Raw genomic sequence first — 24,323 nt, 5'->3', positions numbered from 1 at the left:
TGCTCCCCGCGGCTCAGTTCTTCTCGACGATCGTGTAACTGCCGTCGCGCGCCCACTTGATGTCGGCGTTGAGGAAGAAGGTCTTCAGCGCCGGCTTGTACAGCTGCACCATGTCGTGCGCCTCGCCGCTGCGCCCGCCGGCGCCGCAGAAGAACACGATGGGCTTGTCCGCCGGCAGCTCGTCGATGCGCTTCTCGAGCGTATTGACCGGGACGTTGACCGCGCCCTTGAACGTGCCCGCCGCGAACTCGTTCGGTTCGCGCACGTCGATCAGGTGGATCGTGGCGGGCGCGTCCCTGTAGATCTGCTCGAAGGACGCGACGGTGATCGTTCCGCTCTCCTTGCCGGCCTGGATGGCCGGCTTCGCAGCGCCGCCTGCCGCGGTCGGCCCGGCGCCGTACAGGCGCTCCCATTCCGGGTAGCCTTCGGGCACCACCTTCACCTGCGTGTAGCCCAGCTTCACCGCTTTCGCGGCCGAATCCGAACTCAGCTTGCAGCTCAGGCCTTCGCAGTAGAAGTACAGCGGGCTCGCCTTGTCAGCCGGCAGGCGGTCGACGAGCTTGTCGAACTGCGAGTCGGGCAGGCTGATCGCGCCGGGGATGTGGCCCTTGTCGTACTTGCGCTCCTTCGGCCGCGAGTCGACCAGCGTCAGCGGTGCGCCTTCGTCCATCAGCTTCTTCAGCTGGGGCACCGAGATCGCCGCCATGTGGCCGGCCTTGACCCAGTCCGGGAAGCCCGCCGCATACACGCGGATGTTCGTGTAGCCGAGCTTCTCGGCGCGGAAGGCCGAGTTGTGGCTCAGCATGCATTCCAGCCCGTCGCAATATAAGATCAGCAGCGTGGCCTTGTCCTGCGGCAGCTTGTCGACGAGCTTGTCGAACTGGCTGTCGGGGATGCTGAGCGCGGTCGGGATGTGGCCCGGATCATATTTGCGCGCGGTCGGACGCGAGTCGATGATCTGCACGCCTTCCGGCTTGGGCAGCACGGCATGGCGGGCGACGAACTCGGCATCGACGATCCGGCCGTACCAGCCGGCCTTCGCCTCGACGGCGGCCGGCGCATCGGCGGCGATCGCAGCGCCGCTCGGGATCGGGATCGGGGCGGCGCCCAGCGCCGCAAACAGGGCCGCGAGGGCCAAGGTGCGTTGGAGTTTCATGATGGCTCCCTGAACGATGGCGGGCGCCTGCCGCGGCGACCGCGGGCGGGCGTCCGAAGATGCTTCCAAGCGGGTGATCAGCTGCAGCTGGCCGGCGCGTCGCCGTCCTTCGCGCCCTTGATGACGAAGGCCTTGACGTCCTCGAGCAGCTCGGCGTCGGGCACGTCGGCGAACTTCTCGGCCGCCTTGTTCTGCGCGCGGATGCTGGCGCGGTAGTCCTTGCCGACGTACTTCTTCAGCGAGTCCTTGCCGGCGGCGTGCTTGTCGGCCTTGAGGTAGCTCTCCCACTGCGCCATCGTCATCGTGCTGGGGGCGATGGAGCCCCCCGTCTGGGCGGCGTGGCAGGCCGTGCACACGCTGCGGTAGTAGATGCGGCCGCGCTTCCAGTCGGCGTCGTAGGCGGCGGCGCCGAAACTCGCGCCGATGAGGCCTGCCGCGAGGGCCGTGAGCAACAGTTGACGGGTTTTCATGACATGACACTCCGGTTTGCGGAAACTGTCTTCGCCTGCCCGTCGGCCCGCTTCCAGGTCGCAGCCCGGAGAAACCCAAGGGCATACGAAATCTGGAACCATTCTATCAGCATTAAATTCGCATTTACTGATGTTCTTATGTACTTGTGATGCAGGTCACTGCCCCGCGCGTTTTTCCGGCGCGGGCACTGCAAGGGGTGTAAACTTTGGGTTTCGCGTGTGCCGCAACGTGCCTGGCCAAGCCGGCATCCCGGCGCCGCACGGCCCGATTCAACCTCGGCACCGGCCGTTTCCTGCTCTGCCCATCCATGCGTATCGAACAACTCCGCCAGCGACTGCGCGACCTCGGCGCCAAGCCCTGCCACGAACAGGCGATCCTGCGCGCGTGGGCCCAGGCGCGACCGCTCGACAGCGGCCGCAAGCGCGCCGACGGCTTCCTCTCGCCACGCATCCTCGGCGCCCTGCCGACGCTGGGCGACGAGCTGCAGGCGCTGGCGCGGGTGCTCTCGGAGCATCCCGGCGAGGACGGCTCGGCGCGCCTGCTGGTGCAGCTTGCCGACGGCCAGTCGGTCGAAAGCGTCCTGCTGCCGCGCGACGGCGTGTGCGTGTCCTCGCAGGTCGGCTGCGCGGTCGGCTGCACCTTCTGCATGACCGGCCGCGACGGCCTCGTCCGCCAGCTCGGCAGCGCCGAGATCGTCGCCCAGGTGGTGCTCGCGCGCGCGCGCCGCTTCGTCAAGAAGGTCGTATTCATGGGCATGGGCGAGCCGGCGCACAACATCGACAACGTGCTCGAAGCGATCGACTTCCTCGGCACCGAGGGCGGCATCGGGCACAAGAACCTGGTGTTCTCGACGGTGGGGGACCACCGCGTGTTCGAGCGCCTGCCGCAGGGGCGCGTGAAGCCCGCACTCGCGCTGTCGCTGCACACGACGCGCGCGGAGTTGCGCGAACGGCTGCTGCCGCGCGCCCCGTGCATCACCCCCGAGGAACTCGTCGAGCGCGGCGAAGAATACGCCCGCACGACCGGCTATCCGATCCAGTACCAGTGGACGCTGCTCGCCGGCATCAACGACAGCGACGAGGAGATCGACGGCATCGTGCGCCTGCTCGCCGGCAAGTACGCGATCATGAACATGATCCCGTGGAACAGCGTCGAAGGCTTCGGCTTCGCGCGGCCCGAACGCGCGCACGCCGAGGCGATCGCACGCCGGCTGCACGAACGCGGCGTGCTCACCAAGCTGCGGCAATCCGCGGGTCAGGATGTCGACGGCGGCTGCGGCCAGCTGCGCGCGCGCATCGTCGTGCCGCGCACGCCGGCCGTGCTGCGGCGCGTTCCCGCAACCGACGCCGACCTGCGGGCGGACTGATCCGCGCTCAGTGCTCCTTGCCGTCGACGCGCGGCGCGAGCAGGAAGGGGATGTAGCGCCAGCCGAGGATCGCGAAGCACGCTGCCCACGCCAGGGCGGCAAGATGGACCCAGCCCGTGTAGGCCGCTGGCGCGAGTTGCGGCAGCACGACGCGCGCGACGAAAGCGACGATCATGATCCACAGCAGCAGCTTGTCGCCCGCATCGAATACGACCTTGCGCCCGGTATGTCCCTTCGAGATGCGCACCAGCATCGCCGGGATGATCAGCCCCATCACGCCGAACGTGAACACGTGCACCGACACGCTGCCGACCCACGCCGGCGACCAGTGCAGCCGGACGAATTCGAGCAGCAGCTGAACGGCGATCGCCGCATAGCCGAGATACATTACCGCGAGCTCGATCCTGCGCAGCGCGAGATGCGGCTTCCAGAAGACCAGGCGCGCGACGAGCAGGAAGGCGAGCACGACCAGCAGCGCCCCCGACATCGCCTTCGGCATCCACGCCACGAAGACCAGCGACAGCGCGATCAGCTTGATCGGGCCGTCGAGCATCGGGTGGCGCAGGATCTCCGCCTGGAACACGCCCTTCATGAACTGCGTCAGCGTGCGCTCGAGCATCACGAGGAAAGCGACGCGGAAGAGCCCGACCGCCATCGTCACGCCGGACTGGAAACTGTCGCCGCCCAGCATCAACAGCTTCGCGGCGATGAAGAGCGGCAGCGCGACGAGAAAGAAGTAGTTGTCGCGGAAGCTGTCCCGGCTACGGTAGCGGACCAGCGTCCACAGCAGCATCGCGACGATGGTGCCGAGAAAGAGCGTGTTCGAGAGCCAGAACAACGCCGCCGGCCATGCACCGCCCCAGGCCATGCCGATGCGCTCGAACAGCCACGCCGCAGCGAGCCACATCAGCGCCGCCCCGTGATAGCCGCGGATCTGCACCCAGTTCTTCGACGCCGTCAGCAGGAAACCGCCCATCACGGCCCAGCCGAAGCCGAAGAACATCTCGTGCGCGTGCCATTGCACCGGCGTGAACCGCCCCGCAGGGGCAGGCAGGGCGCCGCTGAACATCAGCGCCCACAGCAGCGGCAGGCTCAGCCCCGCGAGGCACGCGAGGCTGAAGAAGGGACGAAAACCGACGAGCCAGAGGGGGTGGGCGATAAACTTCATGTGCAGGGCGAAAGGAGCTGAAAACGGATGACCGGATGAAACCGCGCCCGATTCTGCGCAAGGTCGGCGCGCATCTCCTTGATCTGCGACATTTCGCGCATCTGTCATTTCCCCGACCGGGAGGGCATGACAGAATGCCGGCAACGCTTCGACCCGGTACCGGACCATGCAAGACGCCTCATCCGCGCCATCCCCGGCCGCAGCCCGACCGAAACTGCCGGCCGCAATCTGGATGCTCGGCTTCGTCAGCCTGCTGATGGACGTGTCGTCCGAGCTGATCCACAGCCTGCTGCCGGTCTTCCTCGTCACCTCGCTCGGCGCCGGCGCGCTCGCGGTCGGCCTCATCGAAGGGGCCGCGGAGGCGACGGCGTTGATCGTCAAGGTCTTCTCCGGCGCACTCTCGGACTACTGGGGCAAGCGCAAGCCGCTCGCGGTGCTCGGATACGGGCTCGGCGCGATCTCCAAGCCGCTGTTCGCGCTCGCGACGAGTTCCGGCATGGTGCTGGGGGCGCGCCTGATCGACCGCGTCGGCAAGGGCATCCGCGGGGCGCCGCGCGACGCGCTGGTCGCCGACATCGCCCCGCCGCAGATGCGCGGTGCGGCCTTCGGACTGCGCCAGTCGCTCGACACGGTCGGGGCCTTCCTCGGTCCGCTGCTCGCGATGGGGCTGATGCTGCTGTGGGCGAACGATTTCCGCGCGGTGTTCTGGGTCGCGATCATTCCGGGCTTCCTCTCCGTCGCACTGCTGTTCTTCGGCGTGCGCGAACCCGAGCGCCCGCCCGGCATCCCGGTGCTCAACCCGATCCGGCGCGAGAACCTGCGCCTGCTGCCGCGCGCCTACTGGCGGGTCGTCGGCATCGGCGCGCTGTTCGCGCTGGCGCGCTTCTCGGAAGCCTTCCTGGTCCTGCGCGCGCTCGACGCCGGCTTGCCGGTCGCCTACACGCCGCTGGTGCTGATCGGCATGAACGTCGTCTATTCGCTGACCGCCTATCCCTTCGGGCGCCTTGCCGACGGCATGAGCCACGCGCGCCTGCTCGCGCTGGGCCTCGTCGTGCTGATCGGCGCGGACCTCGCGCTCGCCCGCGGCGCCGACTGGCCCTGGCTCGTCGCCGGCATCGCGCTGTGGGGCCTGCACATGGGCATGAGCCAGGGACTGCTCGCAACGATGATCGCCGACACCGCGCCGGCCGCGCTGCGCGGCACCGCGTACGGCGTCTTCAACCTCGTCAGCGGCATCGGCCTGCTCGCCGCGAGTGCGCTCGCCGGCCTGTTGTGGGAGAGCCTCGGCGCCTCCTGGACCTTCCACGCCGGCGCCGCGCTGGCAGCAACGACGCTCCTCGTCGTGCTGGCCCGACATCGCTGACCGGCCGACGCGCGCCGCCCGCTGCCATCCGCATTCATGCGATGGCCGGCGTGCGCGGAGTCTTCTTGCCGTCACCGATTCGTTGCACAATGGACCTCCACGACTACAAACACGACACCGGTTCCAGCTCATGAATCCCCTGCTCCAGGTCCGCGCCCAGGGTCAGCAAGTCTGGCTCGACAACCTCTCCCGCACCCTGCTCAACGAAGGCCAGCTCGCGAAGATGATCGCCGAGGACGGCGTCGACGGCGTCACGACGAACCCCGCGATCTTCCACAAGGCCATCGCCGGCGGGCGCTATTACGAGGACGACCTCGCGGCCCTGAAGAAGCAGCCCCTCGATGCCGAAGCGCGCTACGAAGGCCTCGTGATCCCCGACGTGCAGCGCGCCTGCGACCTGCTGCGCCCCACGTGGGAGCGCAGCGGCGGCAACGCCGGCTACGTAAGCCTCGAGGTGTCGCCCGCCCTCGCCCACGACGCCGCCGGCACGGTTGCCGCCGGCGTCCGCCTGAAGCAGGCCGTCGCGCGCGACAACGTGCTGATCAAGGTGCCGGCGACCGTGGCCGGGCTGGACGCGATCGAACTGCTGATCGGCCGCGGCGTGAGCGTCAACGTGACGCTGATGTTCTCGCTCGCCCACGTCGATGCCGTCGCCGACGCCTATATCCAGGGCCTGCAGCGGCTGCGCCAGGCCGGCGGGGACGTGCGCAAGGTGATGTCGGTGGCGAGCCTGTTCCTGTCCCGCGTCGATACCCTCATCGACAAACAGCTCGACGAACTCGGCGGCGATGCACTGGCCTTGCGCGGCAAGGCCGCCGTGGCGATGGCGAAGCTTGCCTACCAGCGCTACCGGGAGCGCTTCCACGGTGCGACGTTCGCGGAACTGCGCGGACTGGGCGCGCGCCCGCAATACCTGCTGTGGGCGAGCACCGGCACCAAGAATCCGGCCTACAGCGACCTGCTCTACGTCGAGCCGCTGATCGGCACCGAAACCGTGAATACCATGCCCGACGCCACGCTCTCGGCACTGCGCGACCACGGCAAGGTCGCTGCGACCCTCGCCGACGACGTCGGCGCCGCACGCTCGACCTTCGACGCGCTCGACGACCTGGGCATCGACATGACGGCGGCCGGAGAGCGCCTGCAGCGCGAAGGCCTGGCGCAGTTCGAGGACGCATTCGCGCAGCTCATGCAGCTCACGGCCTGACGCACGCGGACCGGACGCAACAACGGCCCCAATACAAAGCCCGGCGGAGGCCGTTCCTCCCGCCGGGCTTTTCGTTTCGTCGCGCCAGCCGACGCTCAGGCGGTCGCGACCTGCTTGGCCATCATCGTGATGCGACTCAGCCAGCGCTGGTCGCCGGCGCTGCCGAGCAGCTCCTTCATGTCGAGGATCAGCACGATCTGGCCGTTCGACAGGGTCGTCACCCCGGCGACGCCCTTCGGGCGGAAGTCGTCGAGCGACTTGATCACCGCATCCTCCCGGCCCGCGAAGGTGTCGATACCGAGGATGAAGGACATCTCCGCCGTCTGCATCAGCACGCCGTAACTGGGCGCACGCTCCAGCGGCCAACCCAGCAATCCAGCCAGCGGCAGGATCGGCAGGACTTCGCCGCGCACGACCATCGTCGCGCGCCCGCCGACCTCCTGCACCTCCTTCGCCTCGATCGGCAGGATCTCGCGCACCATCGACAGCGGCACCGCGAAGGGCTGGTCGCCCAGGCGCACGAGCAGCACCGGCAGGATGGCCAGCGTCAGCGGCAGGCTGATCACGAAGGTCGTGCCCTTGCCAAGCTGCGACAGGATCTCGATGTTGCCGTTGAGCTTCTGGATGTTGGTGCGCACCACGTCCATGCCGACACCGCGGCCCGACACGTCGGACACCTGCGCCGCCATCGAGAAGCCCGGCAGGAAGACCAGGTTGAAGCTCTGGCGCTCATCCATCGCGTTGGACTCTTCGTCGGTGATGAGCCCCTTTTCGACTGCCTTCGCACGCAGGCGCTCGGCATTCATGCCGCGCCCGTCGTCGGCGACGAGGATCACGATGTGGTCGCCCTCCTGACGCGCCTCGAGGCGGACGATGGACTTCTCCGGCTTCCCGCTCGCGATCCGCTCGGCCGCATCCTCAACGCCGTGGTCGACCGCGTTGCGGATCAGGTGGATGATCGGATCGGCGAGATCCTCGATCATCGTCTTGTCGATCTCGGTCTCCTCGCCCGCCAGCACCAGCTCGACGTCCTTGCCCATGTTGCGGGCGAGATCGCGCGCGATGCGCGGATACTTCTGGAACAGGCGCCCGATCGGCTGCATGCGCGTCTTCATGACGGCGTTCTGCAGATCGGACACGAGGAGGTCGAGCTGGCTGACCGCGAGATCCAGCGAATGCAGCGTCTCGGTGTCGTTGCGGCCGGAAAGGATGTCGCTGCGCAGCGCGTTGAGCCGGTTCTTCGTCAGGCCGATCTCGCCCGACAGGTTGAGCACCTGGTCCAGGCGCGTCGTATCGACGCGGATCGAGTTGTCGCGCTGCTTCTCGCCCTCGCGGCGCCCCGTGCTGACCGGCGAACCGGGCTTGTCGCTCACGCGGCGGCCCACCGCCGCCTTGATGATTTCCTCGGGCGGACGCCTCTCGGCAGCGGGGACGACAGCCGCCATCGGCGCAGCTTCACGCGCCGGCTGCACCACGCGCGCCACACCGGTCACGACGCCGTGCAACAGTTCCCAGTCCGGGGCGCCGCCGCCCGGAACCTGGCTGGCCGCTACGGCCGGCGCCGGCTCCGCAAGGTCGGGGGTCTGGACCGCATCGCCGCCGACCAGTTCCCCCGCGATCGCCTGCCTGAGGCGTGCGATCAGGTCCGGATCGGCCGCAGCCGGCTGCATGCCCTGCTCGAGGCTCGCGAACATCTCGCGCACGGTCGCCGTCGCGGCCAGGATCACGTCCATGATTTCCGGCGTCACGGCGAGTTCGCCATTGCGCAGGTTGTCGAACAGGTTTTCCGTCAGGTGGCACAAGGTGACCAGCTCGGTCGCGCTGAGGAAGCCGGCGCCCCCCTTGATCGTGTGGAACCCGCGAAAGATCTCGTTGAGCAGGCCGCGGTCGTCCGGCGAGCGCTCCAGATCCACGAGCTTGTTGTCGACCCCGGAGAGCAGGTCTCCCGCCTCGATCAGGAAATCCTGAAGAAGGTCTTCCATTCCGGCGAAGTCACTCATCACGTTCTCGCATACTTGTTGCGGGCCGGCGCCCCCTGTTCATTCGCCGGCCCATTCATCCGGGTGCCCGGCCCGGCAGGACCGGGCATCGGCCATTCAGAAGCCCAGGCTGTCCAGCAGGTCGTCGACCTGCTCCTGCGTCGTGACCACGTCGTCGCGGCCCTCGGTGCTGACGACGGGGCCATTCATCAGCCCGCTGTGCTTGTCGCCCCGCTTTTCCGCCGGCGTCACCTCGAGCAGCACCTGCAGCAGTTCCGTTTCCAGCTTCTGCGCAAGGTCGACGACCTTCTTGATCACCTGGCCGGTCAGATCCTGGAAATCCTGCGCCATCATGATTTCCATCAGCTGCGCGTTGGTCGCGCGGCTTCCCTCGACCACTTCGCCGAGGAAGCTGCGCGTTTCCCCGGACAGCGCCTTGAACTCCTGGACCGACAGCTGGTTCGCGAAGAGCTTGTCCCAGCGCGCCTGCAGCTCGGCGGCACCGGACTGGATACGGCCCTGGATCGGCTGGGCGATGTCGGTTGCGTTGAGCACGCGGCTTGCCGCCTGCTCGGTCATCTGCGCGATGTAGGTCAGGCGCTGGCGTGCGTCGGGGATCGCCTGGACGGCGTCCTGCAGGCCATCATCGGTACCCAGCTCGCGCAAGGTGTTGTGCACTTGTCGTGTCATCTGTCCGATTCGCGTGAACACCGCATCGCAGCTGTGCTCGGATTGCGCGGCCGTGGCAGCGGATGCGGCGGGTGCGGCGGGTGCGGCAGTCTTCTCGGCCACGGCGCCGGCATCGAAGTCCGCGGCAACGGAATCGAACAGAGCTTGCAGTTCGGCGTCGTCGCCGCCGGAATCTCCCGCCGGTGCGGGCGCAGCCCGCGCCGCCACCGGAGCCGGCGCCGGCTGCGACTGATTGCTTGCGATGCTGTCGAACAGGGCCTGGAGTTCGTCCGAATCCCCGACCTCGTCCTGTTTCAGCTTCTTCGCCATTATCGGCCTCCCTGGTCGTTTCTTTTCCCGCCTGTCAGGCGGTGGCCTTCTTGCCCATTTTTTCGAAGATCTTTTCCAGCTTTTCGGACATCGTCGCCGCCGTGAAGGGCTTGACGATGTAGCCGCTGGCGCCGGCCTGTGCCGCAGCGATGATGTTTTCCTTCTTCGCCTCGGCGGTCACCATCAGCACTGGCAGGTGGCGCAGATGGGGGGTCTGGCGGATCGTCTGCAGCAGCGTCAGCCCGTCCATGTTGGGCATGTTCCAGTCCGTCACGACAAAGTCGAACGGCGCGCTGTTGAGCTTCTGCAGGGCGACGGCGCCATCCTCGGCCTCGTCGACGTTGGTGAAGCCCAGCTCCTTGAGCAGGTTGCGCACGATGCGGCGCATGGTCGAGAAATCGTCGACGACGAGGAATTTCATCTTGGGGTCGGACATTCTTGTATCTCCGTAATCTTGCGCACGACCCGGGTCAGCCTTGATGACCCCGGGTCAGCAGCGGACGCAGGGTGTCTGCGAGCGCATCGGCGTCGAATTTTGCCACGTAGGCATCCACACCGACCCGCTTTCCCATCGCCCGGTTCGCTTCCGACGACAGCGAGGAATGCATCACGACCGGGATGCCGTCGAAGCGGGTGTCGGCCTTGATGTTGCGCGTCAACACATATCCGTCCATTTCGGGCATTTCGGCATCGACGAGGATCAGGTCGAGCTCGTCGCTCACCCGGTGGCCGATCTGCTGCGCGTGGCTGGCCATGCCCTGCAGGCGCGTCCAGGCCTCCAGACCATTGACCGCGTGCTTGTGCCTGACCCCCAACTTGTCCAGCACTTCCGAGATCTTGCGCCGGGCAACGCCCGAGTCGTCGACGTAGAAGACCTCGTAGTCCTCACCGTCGGGAATCGGCGAGATGTTGCCGACCACCGCATCGCCGAAGGTCGTCGCCAGCACGGTCTCGACATCGACGATGGACACCAGCTTGCCGTCGGGCAGCTCGGTGATCGCGGTGATGTAGTTATTCACGCTGCTCGAAATGTTGTCCGGCGCGCGCACCTTGTCCCAATCGACGCGAATGATGCGATCGACCCCGGACACCAGGAATCCGAGCGTGCGCTTGCTGTATTCGGTGACCATCATCGACGCGCCGAGCGCATCGCCGGGCCGCGCAAGGCCGAGGATCTTCGCCAGCGCCAGCACCGGGATGACGTTGCCGCGCAGCGAGATCAGGCCCTCCACGCCCGCCGGCATGTTGGGCGCACGCGTGATGAAGGGCGCGGCCGACACTTCGCGGACCTTGAACACGTTGATGCCGAAGGTCTCCGTGGTCCCGAGCGAGAACAGCAGGATCTCCATGCGGTTCGAACCGGCGAGGCTGGTACGGCCATCGACGACGTTGAGCAAGCCGTTTTCTTCGGTCTGGTAGCTGGACATGACAGGAATTCCTCAGGACGCGCGGGTTTGCTGCTCATCCCGATTGAGCAGGCGGCGCAGCGTCTCGGCGAGACGCTGAGGTTCGAACTTGGGTACGTATTCATCGACGCCGACCGACTTGCCGAGCTGCTGGTTCGACATGCCGGACAGCGAGGAGTGCATGATCACGGGAATGCCCGCGAAACGCGGATCGGACTTGATCGACTTGGTGAGGATGTAGCCGTCCATCTCCGGCATCTCGACGTCGGTGAGCACCAGGCTCACCACGTCGCTGACCTTGCGCCCGGTGGATTCGGCGAAGCGTGCCACCTTCTGCAGCTCTTCCCACGCCATGCGACCGTTGATCGACCCGACATAGGGCACGCCCAGCACCTCGAGCGTGCGTTCGATCTGGCGGCGCGCGACCGAGGAGTCGTCGGCGAAATACACCATGTGCGCGCTTCCCTCGATCGGCTCGATCCCCTTGAAGAGGTACTGGTCGTCCTGGGTCGTCGTTTCGGCCAGCACCTTCTCGACGTCCAGCATCATGACCAGCTTGTTGTCCTTGAGCTCGGTGACCGCGGTGACCAGCCCCCCCATGTTCGCCGTGAGCATGTCCGGGGGCACGCGCATCTGCGCCCAGTCGAGGCGCAGGATCGTATCGACCGCCTCGACGAGGAAACCCTGCGTGTGGCCGTTGTACTCGGTGACGATCATGATCTCGCGCTTGGCGTCGGCTCCGACACCGACATAACGGCCGAGATCGACCACCGGCACCAGAACGCCGCGCAGGCTGACCATGCCTTCCACCGAGGACGGCATCTCCGGTGCCGCGGTGATGGCCGGGGTGCGCATCACCTCGCGCACCTTGAACACGTTGATGCCGAAGGTTTCACGTCGTCCGGTGCGCTGGTCCACGCCGAGCGTGAACAGCAGTATCTCCAGCTTGTTCGTGCCGGCCAGACGCGTGCGGGCCTCGATATTCTTGAACAGTTCGGACATTTCACTCTCCGCGATACGCGGCAATATGATCGGGGCGGCATCCCTGCGCCGTGATTACAATCAAGATAACGTCAGTGACCTGAAATACTTGAGGCGCCGCATCACGGAATTTGCGCCGGTTTCCCGTTGGCCGGGCATTTTCTCATTACCGCCGCGGTCCGGGTGAACCGCCCTCCCGGTTCCCGGCTACGCATCGCGCGCACCGCCGGGCATCGCCTGGCGCAGCACATGCTGCGCGACGTCGTCGAGCGGGACGATCTCGCACGCCGCGCCGATGATCGCCGCCTCGCGCGGCATGCCATACACGACGCACGAGCCGGCATCCTGGGCAATGGTCCACGCGCCCGCGCGCCGCATCTCGAGCAGGCCCCGTGCGCCGTCCTTGCCCATGCCCGTGAGCAGGACACCCAACGCCGCGGCCCCCGCCACCTCCGCGGCTGCCGAGAACAGCACGTCGACGGAAGGCCGGTGCCGATTGACGGGATCCGCACGCGACAGCTCGCACTGGAGACCGCCCGCCGGCACGCGCCGGATCAGGAGGTGCGAATGCCCCGGCGCGATGTAGGCCGTGCCCGGCACCACCGCCTCGCCGTTCTCGGCCTCCTTCACCCGCAGCGCGCACAGCCCGTCGAGGCGGCGCGCGAACGCGCCGGTGAACATTTCCGGCATGTGCTGCACGATCAGGATCGGCGGCGAATTCTTCGGCATGCCGAGCAGGACGTGCTTGATCGCCTCGGTTCCGCCCGTCGAGGCGCCGATGAAGATGATGCGGCCGCCCGGCACGTGGCCGGAGGACGGAGTTCTAGTTGCCGTCTGCATCGGTGCGCTGATAGACGGTGCGCCCCGTCGAACGGAACAGGTCGCCTGCATGCATGAAACTTTCGGAATGGCCGGCGAACAGCGCGCCGTCCTTGCGCAGCAGGGGCACGAAACGCTTGAGGATGCCGTACTGGGTCGTCTTGTCGAAGTAGATCATGACGTTGCGGCAGAAGATCGCGTCCAGCGGCCCCTGCACCGGCCACACCGGATCGAGCAGGTTGATGCGCCTGAAGCTCAGCAGGCGCTTCAGTTCCGGCCGCACGCGATGCTCCGCGGCGGCCAGCCCGGCCCCCTGCTCGAAATAGCGCCGCAGCATCTCCGGCGACATGCGCGCCACGCGGTCGTCGCGATACACGCCACGCTCGGCATGCGCGAGGACGCTGGTATCGATATCGCTGGCGATGATCTGGACAGGCGGGCTGAGCGTATTGAACGCCTCGCACGCCGTGATCGCGAGCGAGTAAGGCTCCTCGCCGGTGGAGGCCGCATTGCACCAGATGCGTATCGTGCGCCGTTCTGCGACGCGCCGCATGCGCTCGGCCAGGATGTCGAAATGGTGCGCCTCGCGGAAGAACGAGGTGAGATTGGTCGTCAGCGAATTGACGAAGGTCTCCCACTCGCTGCGATCCCGCTCGAGGCGGACGATGTACTGTGCAAAACTGCGGTCCCCGCATGCGCGCAGCCGCCGCGCCAGCCTGCTATAGACCATGTCCTGCTTCGCCTGCGACAGGACGATGCCGGCGTGGTCGTAGATGAGCTTGCGGATGCGCTCGAAATCGGCCTGCGTCAGCTCGAACTCGCGTTCGCCGGACGCCGACAGTGCCGACGCGGCCGCTGCGGCGGCCATCGCGGCCAGACCCGGCGCGGAATTCGCCGCGGCATGGGGGCGTCCGGGAGCGTCCGCCGCCGTTCGCGCAGCAGATCCCGGCATTGCGGGCTTGCGGCCGAAGGGGGAGTCACCAGCGGGCATCTTCAGACCACCTCACAGGCCGTGTCCGGACGGCAGCTCATCACACGGCATCGCATCAGGGCGACTTCACGGGCGGCAGGGGAAGTGGCAAGGGGCTGCGCCCCCGCACCGGCGCTGCGGGCGCCTGGTTCCTGCTCTCGATGTTTTCGCGCAATTCCGTGCCGTCGAGCGGCGCAGCCGAACCGATATCCAGCGCGCCAGCCTGGTTGCGCACGGCCTCCTCGGTCTTCTTGTTCATCACGATGATGCTGATGCGGCGGTTCATCGGATGAAACAGGTCGTCCTTGCGCAGCGGCACCATGTCCGCGAGACCCACGACGCGGATCACCTTGCCGGCCTCCAGACCTCCGGCGACCAGTTCGCGGCGCGAGGCATTGGCGCGGTTGCTCGACAGCTCCCAGTTCGAGAAGCCGCGCTCGCCGCCGGCGTATCGCGCCGCATCGGTGTGCCCCGAGAGGCTCAGCCGGTTGGAAACGTCGTTGAGCGCACGCCCGATCGCCCGCAACAGCTCGCGCGTGTACGGCAGCAGCTCATCGCTCGCGGTGTTGAACATCGGGCGGTTCTGCGCATCGACGATCTGGATGCGCAAGCCTTCCGACGTGATGTCGAGCAGGATCTGGCTACGGAAGGGACGCAGTTTGGGATCAGCCTCGACGAGCGCCTCGATGCGCCCCTTCAGGTCTTCGAGGCGGGCGCGTTCGCGCGTCGCTTCCACGCCTTCGTCGTCGCCTTCGACGCGATACACCTCGCGTCCCTTGGCCGCATCGAGGTTGATCGAACGACGCCCTTCGACTTCGCCGCGCTTGCGCTGACCGAGGGAACGGGTGAGATCCTCGCCGCCGCCCTGGATGACGCTGGAGCTGTCGCCCGCCCCGCTGCCCCCCTGCATCGAGACCTTGAGCGGATTCATGAAGTGGTCGGCGATGCCTTCGAGGTCGCCCTGGGCCGTGGACCCGAGCAGCCACATCAGCAGGAAGAAGGCCATCATCGCCGTGACGAAGTCGGCGTAGGCGATCTTCCACGCGCCGCCGTGTGCCGCGGCGGCGACCTTGTTGATGCGCTTGACGACGATGGGCTGCTGGCTATCGTCGCTCATGAACGCCTCATGCCGCGGCGGCGGTCAGCGTCGAGCATTCGCATGGCGACGGCGGTCATCGCGGCCTCACCCCTTGCGGGCCTTGATGTCCTGCTCGAGCTCGGCGAAGGTCGGACGCTCGCTCGAGTACAGCGCCTTGCGTCCGAACTCCACGGCGACCTGCGGAGCGTAGCCGTTCATGCTGGCAAGCAGCACCAGCTTGATGCATTCGAACATCTTGCCGCCTTCCTCCACCTGCTGCTCGAGCTGGCTCGCGATCGGCTGCACGAAGCCGTACGAGATCAGGATGCCGAGGAAGGTACCGACCAGCGCACCGCCGATCATCTTGCCCAGCACGGCCGGCGGCTGGCCGACCGAGCCCATCACGTTCACCACGCCCATCACCGCGACGACGATACCGAAGGCCGGCAGCGCGTCGCCGAGCTTGGCCATGATATGCGGTGCGATATGGGTTTCCTGGTGGTGTGTCTCGATTTCCTTGTCCATCAGACCTTCGATCTCGAAGGCATTGAGGTTGCCGCCGACCATCATGCGCAGGTAGTCGGTAAGGAACTCGACCGCATGATGGTGCGCCATGATGGTGGGGTACTTGGTGAAGATCGGGCTCGACTCGGGATTGTCGACGTCGTTCTCGATCGACATCAGGCCTTCCTTGCGCACCTTCGCAAGCACCTCGTACAGCAGGCCGAGCAGGTCGAGGTACATGGCCTTGGTGTAGGGCGACCCCTTGAACAGGCCCGGAATGGCCTTCAGCGTCGCCCTGAAGGCCTTGGGGCCGTTGCTGCCGACGAAGCCGCCGATCATCAGGCCGACGATGGCGAGATACTCCATCGGCATCCATAGCGCCATGAGACTGCCATGGACGGAGTATGTGCCGACGGATGCAGCGAGGATGATCAGATAACCAATGATGAGGAACACCGGGAAGCCCCCGTCGATTCGACACGCGCGGCAACGCCACCGCACGCCGGAAGATTTATAGCGATTTTAACGTCACTCGGCGTGCAAACTTGAACCCGGAAATGAAAAGGCCGCCGGCATGTGCGGCGGCCCCTTGTGGTCTGCTTCGCAGATAACACGACCAGAAGGCTCGTCTTTGCGTCCGTGGCGTTGTTGCTCATCCTCGCGATAGCTACGGCTATCGCTGCGGTTCGCGCCTAGCCACGAACACAGATCCGGCGCCTTCTCATGCTCACGCCATCTACGAAGCAGACCACTGGCGCGGACGAACGCCGCGGATCAGTCAGCGGCAGCAAGCGCCTTGGTCTTGGCCACGCGCCGGGTGGCGGCGGGGCGCTTGGCGCCCGTCGCCCGCGCGGCCTCGGCGGCGCGCTTGGTCTTGCCGGCGCGCGAAGGCATGTTGCACAGGCCGCACACGAACTCGTGCGTCGGGTCGTAGGCGTGCGCGACGAAATGGCCGCCACAGGTCGTGCACGAGGCCATCTGCAGCAGGTCGGCATCGAAGAAGCGCACCAGCGTCCAGGCGCGGGTAAGGCTCAGCGCCGGCTCGATCACTTCGGCCTCGATGTGGTCGAGGTACAGGTGATAGGCCTTCAGGATCGCGTCCAGCCCCTTGAGGCCGGTGTGTTGCTTGAAGAAATCGAAAAAATTCATGAACAGCGAGGCATGCACGTTCGGCTGCCAGGTCATGAACCAGTCGGTGGAAAACGGCAGCATGCCCTTCGGAGGCGACATGCCACGGATTTCCTTGTAGATCTTGAGGAGACGCTCGCGGCTGAGCCTGGTTTCGGCTTCCAGCATCTGCATGCGGGCACCGAGGCGAACCATTTCGGCTGCGCGCTGGATGTCCTCAGCCTCTTCGATGATGCTCTTGTTCTTCATCGTATTCTCCTTGCCGCCCCACCCGGGGGCGCTCCGCCGCGATCCTGCAGTGGCCGTCGGCATCCCCTGCCGCCCTCGCACCCTGCACTTCCCGCAGCGCCGTGTCGGCGCTCATCCCGCCAACCGCTTCACCGGCTTGCCCGCGGCGAGGATCGCCGCATGCAGGCTGGAACTCGTCTCGTCGCGCCCCTTGCCCGCGAGCAGTCCGGCAAGCAGCGCATCATCGAAGCGGAACAGCAGCATCTGGCTGCTGGCCATCTTGACCAGCTTGGCGCTCGACAGCCCCTCGACCAGATCCGCGACGTCCTTGTCGATCCCCAAGCGGAACATCGCGGTCTCCCGGTCGCTGCGCAGCATCTGCTGGGCCAGCATCAGGTACGCGAGGTTCAGTTCCTTGATTTCCGCCTGAAAATCAGGACGTTTCATTTCCGCTCCCTTTCAGGGACAAGCGCCATAAAGTTAAAGTGAATTGTGAGCAATTGCAAGAAAATACCCCGAATGGCATGTTGCGGATAAGCCACAGGTAATAACCACAGCGCAGCCAAGACGCTGTATCGAAAGGAAAATACCGAAAGCCCGTGGCTTTCCGACAGAGCCGGACCTCAGTCGGCGGCAGCAACGCCACCGGCCGATTCGCCGGTTTTCTGCACCGTCGCGACACGGTTGCGTCCCTTCTGCTTGGCGAGATACGCACCCAGGTCGGCCTGTTTCATCAGCGCATCGACGTCGGGCATCCAGTGTTCGCGCATCGCGACGCCGATGCTGGCGCTGATCGCGACGCGCGCGTCGCCGGCCTGCAGCGAAAGACTGTCGAGCGCGCAGCGCAGCCGCTCGGCGCAGCGCAGGGCGTGGACCAGATCCGTTTCCGGGCAGATCGCGAGGAACTCGTCGCCGCCCGTCCGGCAAACGACGTCCTGGCCGCGCAGCGCGCCCCTCAGGGCGTCGGCCGCGCTACGCAGGACTTCGTCGCCCACGTCGTGGCCGTAGGTGTCGTTGATCTGCTTGAAGTTGTCGAGGTCGATGATCATGCACGACATGGGGCGCCCCCAGCGCTGCGCGGCGGACCATTCCTGCTGGATGCGGTCGATGGCGTAGCGGCGGTTGGGGAAGCCGGTCAGTGCGTCGGTGAGGGCCGCCTCGTGCAGGCGCCGGTTCGTGACCGCCAGCTGCGACGCGAAATGGCGGATTTCCTCGTGCTCGCGCTCGACTTCCTGCTGCAGGCGCACGACACGCTGGCCGGCCCTGAGGCGCGCGGCGAGCACGCGCGGGCGCAAGGGCTTGGCGATGAAGTCGTCGGCGCCGGCCTCGAAGGCCGCGACGAGGTGTTCGTCGTCGTCGCTGTGCGTGAGCAGGATCATGTAGATCGCCTGGCCGATGCGCGTCTGGCGCAGCGAGCGGACGAGGTCCGGGCCGTCGAGTTCGGGCAGGTTCCAGTCGAGGATCATGATCTGCGGCTGCAGTTCGAGGGCGAGCTCCATGCCCACGCGGCCGTCGCCCGCCTCATGCACTTCGTAATGCGCCTGCTCCAGGACGGCGCGCAGGCCGGCGCGCGTGCGCGGTTCGTCGTCGACGATCAGGGCACGCTGCGCGCGGGCGGCCGGCTCGCCCGCAGCCCCGTCGGCGGGCAGGGGCGTTGCAGGCAGCTGGACCGGGTTCCGCTTGCGGGCCTGCGACGCGGCAGGAGCCTTCGCTGCGATCGCGGCTACGGGGCCGGCCGCGGCCAGGTCGGCGAAGCTCGGGGCGCCGGGCTGTTCGAGCTGGAGCATGCTGCCCCACTCCGTCCACAGGGCGGCAATGCGCTCGCAATCCGCGGCGATGCACTCGCGTTCGATGCCCAGGCGCGCGCCCTCCGTGAACAGCGCGGCGGCAAGCGCGTTCCGTGCGGTGTCGTCGCCGGAAACACAGATTTCGGCAACACAGCGCGCCGCGACGAGAACCTGGAGCATCCGGCGCGCCCGCGATCCCTCGGCCAGATGCGTCGCTTCCGGATCGTGGGCCTGCGCCACGGCATCGATGAAGATCCTCGGCAGCCCCCAGTCTTCGAGCATCGCGCCGGTCAGCTCGCGGTGGTCCATTGCGAACTGCGCCTGCTCCAGTTCGAGCAGCGGCGCGGCGCGGGGCTGGCTTGCCGCGTCGAGCACCGACGCATAATCGGCGGGATAGAGGGTCGCGAGAGCGAGCTCGCCGACGCTGCCGAGCAGGCCGACGGAAAAGAGTTCGTCCGCCGGCGCGGCGCGGGTGCGCTCGGCAAAGACCTGGGCCGCGAGCGCGCGGGCGAGCGAAGCACTCCAGAAGCGGTTGTAGTCGAACGCCTGGCACGCTCCGCGCCGGTAGTGCGACAGCAGCGAGAAACCCAGCACCATGGTCCGCACGGCGGGCAAGCCGAGGACCATGAGCGCCTCGTGCACCGAGGCGACCGGGCGGCGGCTGAAGGCCACGAGACCATTGGCCGCCTTGATCAGCCGGCCGACGAAGGCCGGGTCGGCGCCGATCACCCGCGCGAGTTCGGCCGTCGACACGTCCTGCTGGCGCGTCAGGCGGATCACCGCGAGAGCGATTCCCTTCGGCGACGGGAGATCGCCGGAAGCACGGATCTGTTCGAAACGGGTCGAATCCAACGGGGGAGACATCGGCGGCAGCAGGAGGAAGACTGGATGGTCGCCGCGGTGCAGGCTTGCTGCGGACGGCATTCGGGTCGGGCGAACTGTACCGTGCCGGACAGCCCGCTGTCACGAAGGACGACAGGCGAAGCGTCGCGGGGCAGGTGTTACGGGCTAGAATTTGTCCGAACGAACAGGTCTGCGAACACGATGAAATACTGCTCTGACTGCGGCGCAAGCGTCACGCTGCGCATTCCGCCCGGCGACACCTTGCCGCGCCATGTGTGCCCGAGTTGCGGGACGATCCATTACCAGAATCCGAAGGTCGTCGTCGGCGCGATCCCGGAATGGGGTGAGCGCATCCTGCTGTGCCGCCGCGCCATCGAACCGCGCCACGGCTTCTGGACACTGCCGGCGGGCTTCATGGAGAACGCCGAAAGCACGGCCGAGGCGGCGGCACGAGAGACGCTGGAGGAGGCTTGCGCGCGCATCGAGGTGGGCGATCTGTTCACGCTGATCAGCGTGCCGCACATCAACCAGGTGCATATCGTGTATCGCGCGCGCCTGCTGGACCTGGAGTTCGGGCCGGGCGAAGAGTCGCTGGAGGTGGCGCTATTCGAGGAGAAGGACATCCCCTGGGACGACATCGCCTTCCGCACGATCGCGCTGACCTTGCGGCACTATTTCGAGGATCGGCGCCGCGGCAGCTTCGGCACGCACAATGCGAGCATCGCGCTGCCGCCGATGGCGACGATTCCCTGAGGAACAGCGATGCGCGCGATCCGCGGCGAAATCCTGTACTTCACCGGCGATCCGGCCGGCGGGAGTGCGGACGCGCTGCGGCATTTCGCGGACGGATTGCTGATCGTGCGCGACGGGCGGGTCGCGGAAGCCGGCCCGGCTGAGGCCCTGCTCGCCAAGCTGCCCGCAGATGCGCGCATCGAGGACCGGCGCGGACGGCTGATCGTGCCGGGATTCGTCGACACGCATATCCACTTCGCGCAGACGGACATCATCGCGAGCCCGGGCGGGCAGCTGCTCGAATGGCTCGCACGCTACACCTGGCCGGCCGAACGGCGCTTTGCCGACCCGGACCACGCGGCCGCTGTCGCCGGTTTCTTCTGTGACGAACTGCTGCGGAACGGGACGACGACCGCGGCGGTGTTCCCCACCGTCCATCGCGTCTCGGTCGAGGCGCTGTTCGGGGCGGCGCTGCAGCGGCGCATGCGCGTGATCGCCGGCAAGGTGCTGATGGACCGCAACTGCCCAGATTTCCTGCGCGAGTCGGCCGAGGACGGCGACGCCGGATCACGGGCACTGATCGCGCGATGGCATGGCCGGGATCGCCTGCAGTATGCGGTGACGCCGCGCTTCGCGGCGACGTCGACGCCGCAGCAGATGCGGCTCGCGGGCAGGCTGCTCGCCGAGCACCCGGGCATCCATCTGCAATCCCATCTTGCCGAGAACCGCGCCGAGGTCGCATGGATCCGCGAGCTGTATCCGGAGGCGCGCAGTTATCTGGACGTGTATGAGCGCTTCGGGCAGCTCGGTCCGCGCAGCGTGTTTGCGCACTGCGTGTGGCTGGACGACACCGACCGCGGGCGCATGGCGGCGACCGGCGCGGCGATGAGTTTCTGCCCGACCTCGAACCTGTTCCTGGGCTCGGGGCTGTTCGACCTTGCTCAGGCCGACGCCGCGGGGGTGCGCGTCGGGATCGGGACCGACGTCGGTGCGGGCACGAGCTTCTCGATGCTGCAGACGCTCGGCGAGGCGTACAAGGTGCTGCAGTTGAACGGACAGTCGCTGTCGGCCGAGCGGGCCTTCTACCTGGCGACGCTGGGCGGGGCGCGCAGCCTGTATCTGGACGACCGGATCGGCACCTTCCTGCCGGGGCGCGAGGCGGATTTCGTCGTGCTCGATACGGCCGCAACGCCACTGCTCGCACGGCGCAGCGCGGCGTGCGGGACGCTTGCGGAACGGTTGTTCGTGCTGATGATGCTGGGCGACGACCGGGCCGTCGCCGAGACGTGGGTGATGGGCGAGCCGGCCTGGCGCCGGCCGTGAGCATTTCGTAGGGCGGATGAGCCGCACGGCGGCGTTATCCGCCGGACGGCCCGCTCGGAAGGTTCGCATGCGGTGGCTCGTTTGCCACGCCCGGCCTTCGGCTCATCCGCCCTGCGATTGACGCTAGACCGCTAATTCCGGACGGCTGTCGAACAGCGCGAGCGCCTCGGGGTTCGCAAGCGCCTCGATGTTCTTCACCGGCCGGTGATGGACGACGTTGCGCACCGCGAGCTCCACCAGCTTGCCGCTCTTGGTGCGCGGGACGTCGGTGACCTGCACGATCTTCGCCGGCACGTGGCGCGGCGTCGCGTTGTCGCGGATCGCCTGCTTGATGCGGGTGGCGAGCGCGTCGTCGAGCACGAGGCCTTCGCGCAGGCGCACGAAGAGCACGACGCGCACGTCGGTCGGGTCCTGCGGCGGCCAGTCCTGGCCGATCACGATGGACTCCAGGATCTCGGGCAGCTTCTCGACCTGGCGGTAGATCTCGGCGGTGCCGATGCGCACGCCGCCGGGGTTGAGCGTCGCGTCCGAGCGGCCGTGGATGACGAGGCCGCCGTGCGCGGTGATCTCGCAGAAGTCGCCGTGGCACCACACGTTCGGGAAGCGCTCGAAGTAGGCCGCGTGGTACTTCGCGCCGTCCGGGTCGTTCCAGAAGCCGATCGGCATCGACGGGAAGGGTTTTGTGCACACGAGTTCGCCCTTCTCGCCGGCGACCGGACGACCTTCGTCGTCCCACACCTCGACGGCCATGCCGAGGCCGCGGCACTGGATCTCGCCGCGCCACACCGGCAGGGTCGGACTGCCGAGGACGAAGCAGGAGATGATGTCGGTGCCGCCGGAGATCGACGCGAGCTGCACATCCGCCTTGATCGACTCGTAGACGAAGTCGAAGCCCTGCGGCGCGAGCGGGCTGCCGGTCGAGAGCACGGCGCGCAGCGCGGAGAGGTCGTAGGAACGGGCCGGGCGCAGCGTGTTCTTTTCGAGCGTCTCGATGTACTTCGCGGAAGTGCCGAAGTGGGTGATGCGCTCCTGTTCGGCGTAGTCCCACAGCACCTTGCCGTCGTCCACGAAGGGGTTGCCGTCGTAGAGCATCAGCGTCGCGCCCGCGGCGAGGCCGGAGACGAGCCAGTTCCACATCATCCAGCCGCAGGTGGTGAAGTAGAACAGGCGGTCGCCTTCACGCACGTCGGCGTGCAGCATGTGTTCCTTGAGGTGCTGCAGCAGCGTGCCGCCGGCGCCATGCACGATGCACTTGGGCACGCCGGTGGTGCCGGACGAGTACATCACGTACAGCGGGTGGCTGAACGGCAGGCGGACGTACTGCGGTTCCGACTCGCTCACGTGCGGCGCGAGGAAATCGGCGTAGGCGGTCGCCCCGGGCACGCCCGACAGGTCGGGCGCCTCGCCGCCGGCGAGATACGGCACGACGACGACCCGCGCGAGCGAGGGCAGCTGACGCACGATGTCACCGAGCTTGCCGAGCACGTCGATCGGCTTGCCGTTGTACCAGTAGCCGTCGCAGGCGATCAGCACCTTGGGCTCGGTCTGGCCGAAGCGGTCGAGCACGCCCTGCACGCCGAAGTCCGGCGAGGCGGAGGTGAAGGTCGCACCGAGGCTCGCGGTGGCCAGCATCGCGACGAGGGTCTCGGGCAGGTTGGGCATGTAGGCGGCGACGCGGTCGTGCTGGCGGACGCCGGCGGCACGTAGCGCGGCGGCGAAGCGGGCGACTTCGGCGCGGAGTTCCGCGCGCGACATCGCGCGCTTGACCTTGTCCTCGCCCCAGAAAACGAGCGCCTGCTGGTTGCCGCAATCGCGCAGCAGGTTCTCGGCGAAGTTCAGGCGCGCATCCGGGAACCAAGCGGCACCGGGCATGCGGTCGCCGTCGATGAGCTCGCGCGCGCCACGCTCGCCGATCACGCCGCCGAAGTCCCACACTTCGCGCCAGAAATCGGTCGAATGGCGCACCGACCAGTCGTGCAGCGCGTCGTAGTCGACGAGCTGCAGGCCCGAGGCGCGGCGGATGCGTCCGGTGAAGGCGGCCATGCCGGTCGCGGCGATCTGTTCGGGACGCGGGGTCCACAGGGGGCGATCGTCGAATTCCTTGTTCGTCATGTCTTGTGTGTCTCCTCGTTCAGAACGGGCCGGTCGCAAAGGCGACCGAGTGCGGCGGCACGCCCTGTTCCGCTGCTGCACGCTGTTGCGCGGCGAGCGCCCGCTGATAGCCTTCGCGTGCCTGCAGGCGCTGCCAATAGGCGAGCACCGCGGGCTTGAAGCGCTCCTTGAGCCCGATGTCGGCGGCGAGCATCAGCGCGTAGCCGACCGACACGTCGGCGGCCGTGAAGCGCCCGGCGCACAGGAACTCCTGCTGCGCGAGCAGCGGTTCGAGCGTGCGCAGGCGCGACAGGAACCAGCGCGCGTAGTCCTCGGCGACCTGCGGCTGGCGCCGCTCGGCGGGCTCGAAGCGGGCGTAGCGCAGGACCAGGGTCTGCGGGAAGGTCAGCGTCGCCTCGCCGAAGTGCAGGAAGTTGAGGTAGGCGCCGAACTCGGGCTCGCCGGTTTCGACGTTGAGGGCGCCCGGCGAGTGCCGCGCGGCGAGGTAGTGGCAGATCGCCGCCGACTCGGTCATGCGCGTCGCGCCGTCGAAGAAGGCCGGGATCGTGCCGAGCGCATTGACCTCGAGGTAGGGCTGCGCCTCGAGCCGCGGCGGAAACGGAAGCACTTTCAGCTCGTACGGCAGGCCGAGCTCCTCGAGCATCCACAGCGGCCGGAACGAGCGGGCGCTGACGCAGTGGTACAGCGTGATCATGACTCCCTC

The 24,323-nt window shown here is 67.3% G+C and carries 22 protein-coding genes; 5 read left to right on the top strand and 17 right to left on the bottom strand.

Going from position 1 to position 24,323, the window contains the following annotated elements:
- Window positions 1–13 precede the first annotated feature (13 nt).
- Entirely contained in the window at window positions 14–1,156 is a 1,143-nt protein-coding gene (locus BW991_RS18840) for a rhodanese-like domain-containing protein (protein ID WP_076603662.1), read from the bottom strand.
- A 77-nt stretch (window positions 1,157–1,233) separates the two neighbouring features.
- Complete coding sequence (locus BW991_RS18835; protein WP_076603661.1) at window positions 1,234–1,626, bottom strand: hypothetical protein; 393 nt, start codon at window positions 1,624–1,626, stop codon at window positions 1,234–1,236.
- A gap of 308 nt (window positions 1,627–1,934) precedes the next feature.
- Between BW991_RS18835 and BW991_RS18830 the strand changes: the two genes are divergently transcribed.
- The gene (locus BW991_RS18830) at window positions 1,935–2,993 is read left to right on the top strand and encodes an RNA methyltransferase (protein WP_076603660.1); all 1,059 of its coding nucleotides are present in this window, start codon (window positions 1,935–1,937) and stop codon (window positions 2,991–2,993) included.
- Between the two features lie 7 nt (window positions 2,994–3,000).
- On the opposite strand, the gene BW991_RS18825 is transcribed toward BW991_RS18830, so the two are convergent.
- Window positions 3,001–4,161, bottom strand: a complete 1,161-nt coding sequence (locus tag BW991_RS18825; protein ID WP_076603659.1) for an NnrS family protein — start codon at window positions 4,159–4,161, stop codon at window positions 3,001–3,003.
- Between the two features lie 166 nt (window positions 4,162–4,327).
- Here BW991_RS18825 and BW991_RS18820 point away from each other — a divergent pair, with 166 nt between their 5' ends.
- The gene (locus tag BW991_RS18820; RefSeq protein ID WP_076603658.1) at window positions 4,328–5,524 is read left to right on the top strand and encodes an MFS transporter; all 1,197 of its coding nucleotides are present in this window, start codon (window positions 4,328–4,330) and stop codon (window positions 5,522–5,524) included.
- Between the two features lie 130 nt (window positions 5,525–5,654).
- Complete coding sequence (tal, locus tag BW991_RS18815) at window positions 5,655–6,731, top strand: transaldolase (RefSeq protein ID WP_076603657.1); 1,077 nt, start codon at window positions 5,655–5,657, stop codon at window positions 6,729–6,731.
- 95 nt (window positions 6,732–6,826) lie between these two features.
- Here the strand turns inward: tal and BW991_RS18810 are convergent, their stop codons facing one another.
- The 12 genes from BW991_RS18810 to BW991_RS18755 all read right to left on the bottom strand — a co-directional run bounded on the left by BW991_RS18810 (window position 6,827) and on the right by BW991_RS18755 (window position 19,462).
- Window positions 6,827–8,731 (bottom strand): chemotaxis protein CheA, encoded by a 1,905-nt coding sequence (locus tag BW991_RS18810; RefSeq protein WP_170879135.1) that lies wholly within the window; start codon window positions 8,729–8,731, stop codon window positions 6,827–6,829.
- A 96-nt stretch (window positions 8,732–8,827) separates the two neighbouring features.
- Window positions 8,828–9,709 carry a protein phosphatase CheZ gene (cheZ, locus tag BW991_RS18805; protein ID WP_076603656.1) on the bottom strand — a complete coding sequence of 294 codons (882 nt, stop codon included), beginning with the start codon at window positions 9,707–9,709 and terminating at the stop codon, window positions 8,828–8,830.
- Window positions 9,710–9,743: 34 nt separating this feature from the next.
- Window positions 9,744–10,145 (bottom strand): chemotaxis response regulator CheY, encoded by a 402-nt coding sequence (gene cheY / locus BW991_RS18800; protein WP_018991156.1) that lies wholly within the window; start codon window positions 10,143–10,145, stop codon window positions 9,744–9,746.
- A 34-nt stretch (window positions 10,146–10,179) separates the two neighbouring features.
- Window positions 10,180–11,136, bottom strand: a complete 957-nt coding sequence (locus BW991_RS18795; protein ID WP_076603655.1) for a chemotaxis protein — start codon at window positions 11,134–11,136, stop codon at window positions 10,180–10,182.
- 12 nt (window positions 11,137–11,148) lie between these two features.
- On the bottom strand, window positions 11,149–12,117 hold the full coding sequence (locus tag BW991_RS18790; RefSeq protein ID WP_076603654.1) for a chemotaxis protein: 969 nt from the start codon (window positions 12,115–12,117) through the stop codon (window positions 11,149–11,151).
- 186 nt (window positions 12,118–12,303) lie between these two features.
- Complete coding sequence (locus BW991_RS18785) at window positions 12,304–12,936, bottom strand: chemotaxis protein CheB (protein ID WP_212566923.1); 633 nt, start codon at window positions 12,934–12,936, stop codon at window positions 12,304–12,306.
- Window positions 12,920–13,783 carry a CheR family methyltransferase gene (locus tag BW991_RS18780; protein ID WP_076603652.1) on the bottom strand — a complete coding sequence of 288 codons (864 nt, stop codon included), beginning with the start codon at window positions 13,781–13,783 and terminating at the stop codon, window positions 12,920–12,922. Before BW991_RS18780 ends, BW991_RS18785 begins: the two co-directional genes overlap by 17 nt.
- A gap of 178 nt (window positions 13,784–13,961) precedes the next feature.
- Window positions 13,962–15,002 (bottom strand): flagellar motor protein MotB, encoded by a 1,041-nt coding sequence (gene motB, locus BW991_RS18775; protein WP_076603651.1) that lies wholly within the window; start codon window positions 15,000–15,002, stop codon window positions 13,962–13,964.
- Between the two features lie 66 nt (window positions 15,003–15,068).
- Window positions 15,069–15,923 (bottom strand): flagellar motor stator protein MotA, encoded by an 855-nt coding sequence (gene motA, locus BW991_RS18770; protein ID WP_076603650.1) that lies wholly within the window; start codon window positions 15,921–15,923, stop codon window positions 15,069–15,071.
- Window positions 15,924–16,241: 318 nt separating this feature from the next.
- Entirely contained in the window at window positions 16,242–16,844 is a 603-nt protein-coding gene (gene flhC, locus BW991_RS18765; RefSeq protein ID WP_076603649.1) for a flagellar transcriptional regulator FlhC, read from the bottom strand.
- Between the two features lie 111 nt (window positions 16,845–16,955).
- Window positions 16,956–17,270, bottom strand: coding sequence for a flagellar transcriptional regulator FlhD (gene flhD / locus BW991_RS18760; protein WP_076603648.1), 315 nt, complete (start codon window positions 17,268–17,270; stop codon window positions 16,956–16,958).
- Window positions 17,271–17,446: 176 nt separating this feature from the next.
- Entirely contained in the window at window positions 17,447–19,462 is a 2,016-nt protein-coding gene (locus BW991_RS18755) for a GGDEF domain-containing response regulator (protein WP_342067903.1), read from the bottom strand.
- A gap of 192 nt (window positions 19,463–19,654) precedes the next feature.
- On the opposite strand from BW991_RS18755, the gene BW991_RS18750 reads away from it, so the two are divergent.
- Together BW991_RS18750 and guaD are read left to right on the top strand one after the other, a co-directional pair.
- Window positions 19,655–20,206: an NUDIX hydrolase gene (locus tag BW991_RS18750; RefSeq protein WP_076603647.1), complete on the top strand. Its 552-nt coding sequence runs from the start codon at window positions 19,655–19,657 to the stop codon at window positions 20,204–20,206.
- A gap of 9 nt (window positions 20,207–20,215) precedes the next feature.
- A complete protein-coding gene (guaD, locus tag BW991_RS18745; RefSeq protein ID WP_076603646.1) occupies window positions 20,216–21,508 on the top strand; it encodes a guanine deaminase in 1,293 nt (430 codons plus the stop codon).
- 123 nt (window positions 21,509–21,631) lie between these two features.
- Here guaD and BW991_RS18740 read toward each other — a convergent pair whose 3' ends face one another.
- Both BW991_RS18740 and BW991_RS18735 read right to left on the bottom strand, forming a co-directional pair.
- The gene (locus BW991_RS18740; protein ID WP_076603645.1) at window positions 21,632–23,620 is read right to left on the bottom strand and encodes an acetoacetate--CoA ligase; all 1,989 of its coding nucleotides are present in this window, start codon (window positions 23,618–23,620) and stop codon (window positions 21,632–21,634) included.
- A gap of 19 nt (window positions 23,621–23,639) precedes the next feature.
- Entirely contained in the window at window positions 23,640–24,314 is a 675-nt protein-coding gene (locus BW991_RS18735) for a glutathione S-transferase family protein (protein ID WP_076603644.1), read from the bottom strand.
- Window positions 24,315–24,323 lie beyond the last annotated feature (9 nt).

It is taken from the genome of Aromatoleum tolulyticum, from assembly GCF_900156155.1.
Taxonomy (GTDB): domain Bacteria; phylum Pseudomonadota; class Gammaproteobacteria; order Burkholderiales; family Rhodocyclaceae; genus Aromatoleum; species Aromatoleum tolulyticum.
The sequence above is the reverse complement of the archived record's forward strand: the minus strand, read 5'-3'. Positions and strand labels throughout refer to the sequence as shown.

Bases quoted from the DNA above. Each gene is read 5' to 3' on its own strand.
- BW991_RS18840 (WP_076603662.1), bottom strand. From the start codon at position 1,156: ATGAAACTCCAACGCACCTTGGCCCTCGCGGCCCTGTTTGCGGCGCTG.
- BW991_RS18835 (WP_076603661.1), bottom strand. From the start codon at position 1,626: ATGAAAACCCGTCAACTGTTGCTCACGGCCCTCGCGGCAGGCCTCATC.
- BW991_RS18830 (WP_076603660.1), top strand. From the start codon at position 1,935: ATGCGTATCGAACAACTCCGCCAGCGACTGCGCGACCTCGGCGCCAAG.
- BW991_RS18825 (WP_076603659.1), bottom strand. From the start codon at position 4,161: ATGAAGTTTATCGCCCACCCCCTCTGGCTCGTCGGTTTTCGTCCCTTC.
- BW991_RS18820 (WP_076603658.1), top strand. From the start codon at position 4,328: ATGCAAGACGCCTCATCCGCGCCATCCCCGGCCGCAGCCCGACCGAAA.
- tal (WP_076603657.1), top strand. From the start codon at position 5,655: ATGAATCCCCTGCTCCAGGTCCGCGCCCAGGGTCAGCAAGTCTGGCTC.
- BW991_RS18810 (WP_170879135.1), bottom strand. From the start codon at position 8,731: ATGAGTGACTTCGCCGGAATGGAAGACCTTCTTCAGGATTTCCTGATC.
- cheZ (WP_076603656.1), bottom strand. From the start codon at position 9,709: ATGGCGAAGAAGCTGAAACAGGACGAGGTCGGGGATTCGGACGAACTC.
- cheY (WP_018991156.1), bottom strand. From the start codon at position 10,145: ATGTCCGACCCCAAGATGAAATTCCTCGTCGTCGACGATTTCTCGACC.
- BW991_RS18795 (WP_076603655.1), bottom strand. From the start codon at position 11,136: ATGTCCAGCTACCAGACCGAAGAAAACGGCTTGCTCAACGTCGTCGAT.
- BW991_RS18790 (WP_076603654.1), bottom strand. From the start codon at position 12,117: ATGTCCGAACTGTTCAAGAATATCGAGGCCCGCACGCGTCTGGCCGGC.
- BW991_RS18785 (WP_212566923.1), bottom strand. From the start codon at position 12,936: ATGCAGACGGCAACTAGAACTCCGTCCTCCGGCCACGTGCCGGGCGGC.
- BW991_RS18780 (WP_076603652.1), bottom strand. From the start codon at position 13,783: ATGGCCGCCGCAGCGGCCGCGTCGGCACTGTCGGCGTCCGGCGAACGC.
- motB (WP_076603651.1), bottom strand. From the start codon at position 15,002: ATGAGCGACGATAGCCAGCAGCCCATCGTCGTCAAGCGCATCAACAAG.
- flhC (WP_076603649.1), bottom strand. From the start codon at position 16,844: ATGAAGAACAAGAGCATCATCGAAGAGGCTGAGGACATCCAGCGCGCA.
- flhD (WP_076603648.1), bottom strand. From the start codon at position 17,270: ATGAAACGTCCTGATTTTCAGGCGGAAATCAAGGAACTGAACCTCGCG.
- BW991_RS18750 (WP_076603647.1), top strand. From the start codon at position 19,655: ATGAAATACTGCTCTGACTGCGGCGCAAGCGTCACGCTGCGCATTCCG.
- guaD (WP_076603646.1), top strand. From the start codon at position 20,216: ATGCGCGCGATCCGCGGCGAAATCCTGTACTTCACCGGCGATCCGGCC.
- BW991_RS18740 (WP_076603645.1), bottom strand. From the start codon at position 23,620: ATGACGAACAAGGAATTCGACGATCGCCCCCTGTGGACCCCGCGTCCC.
- BW991_RS18735 (WP_076603644.1), bottom strand. From the start codon at position 24,314: ATGATCACGCTGTACCACTGCGTCAGCGCCCGCTCGTTCCGGCCGCTG.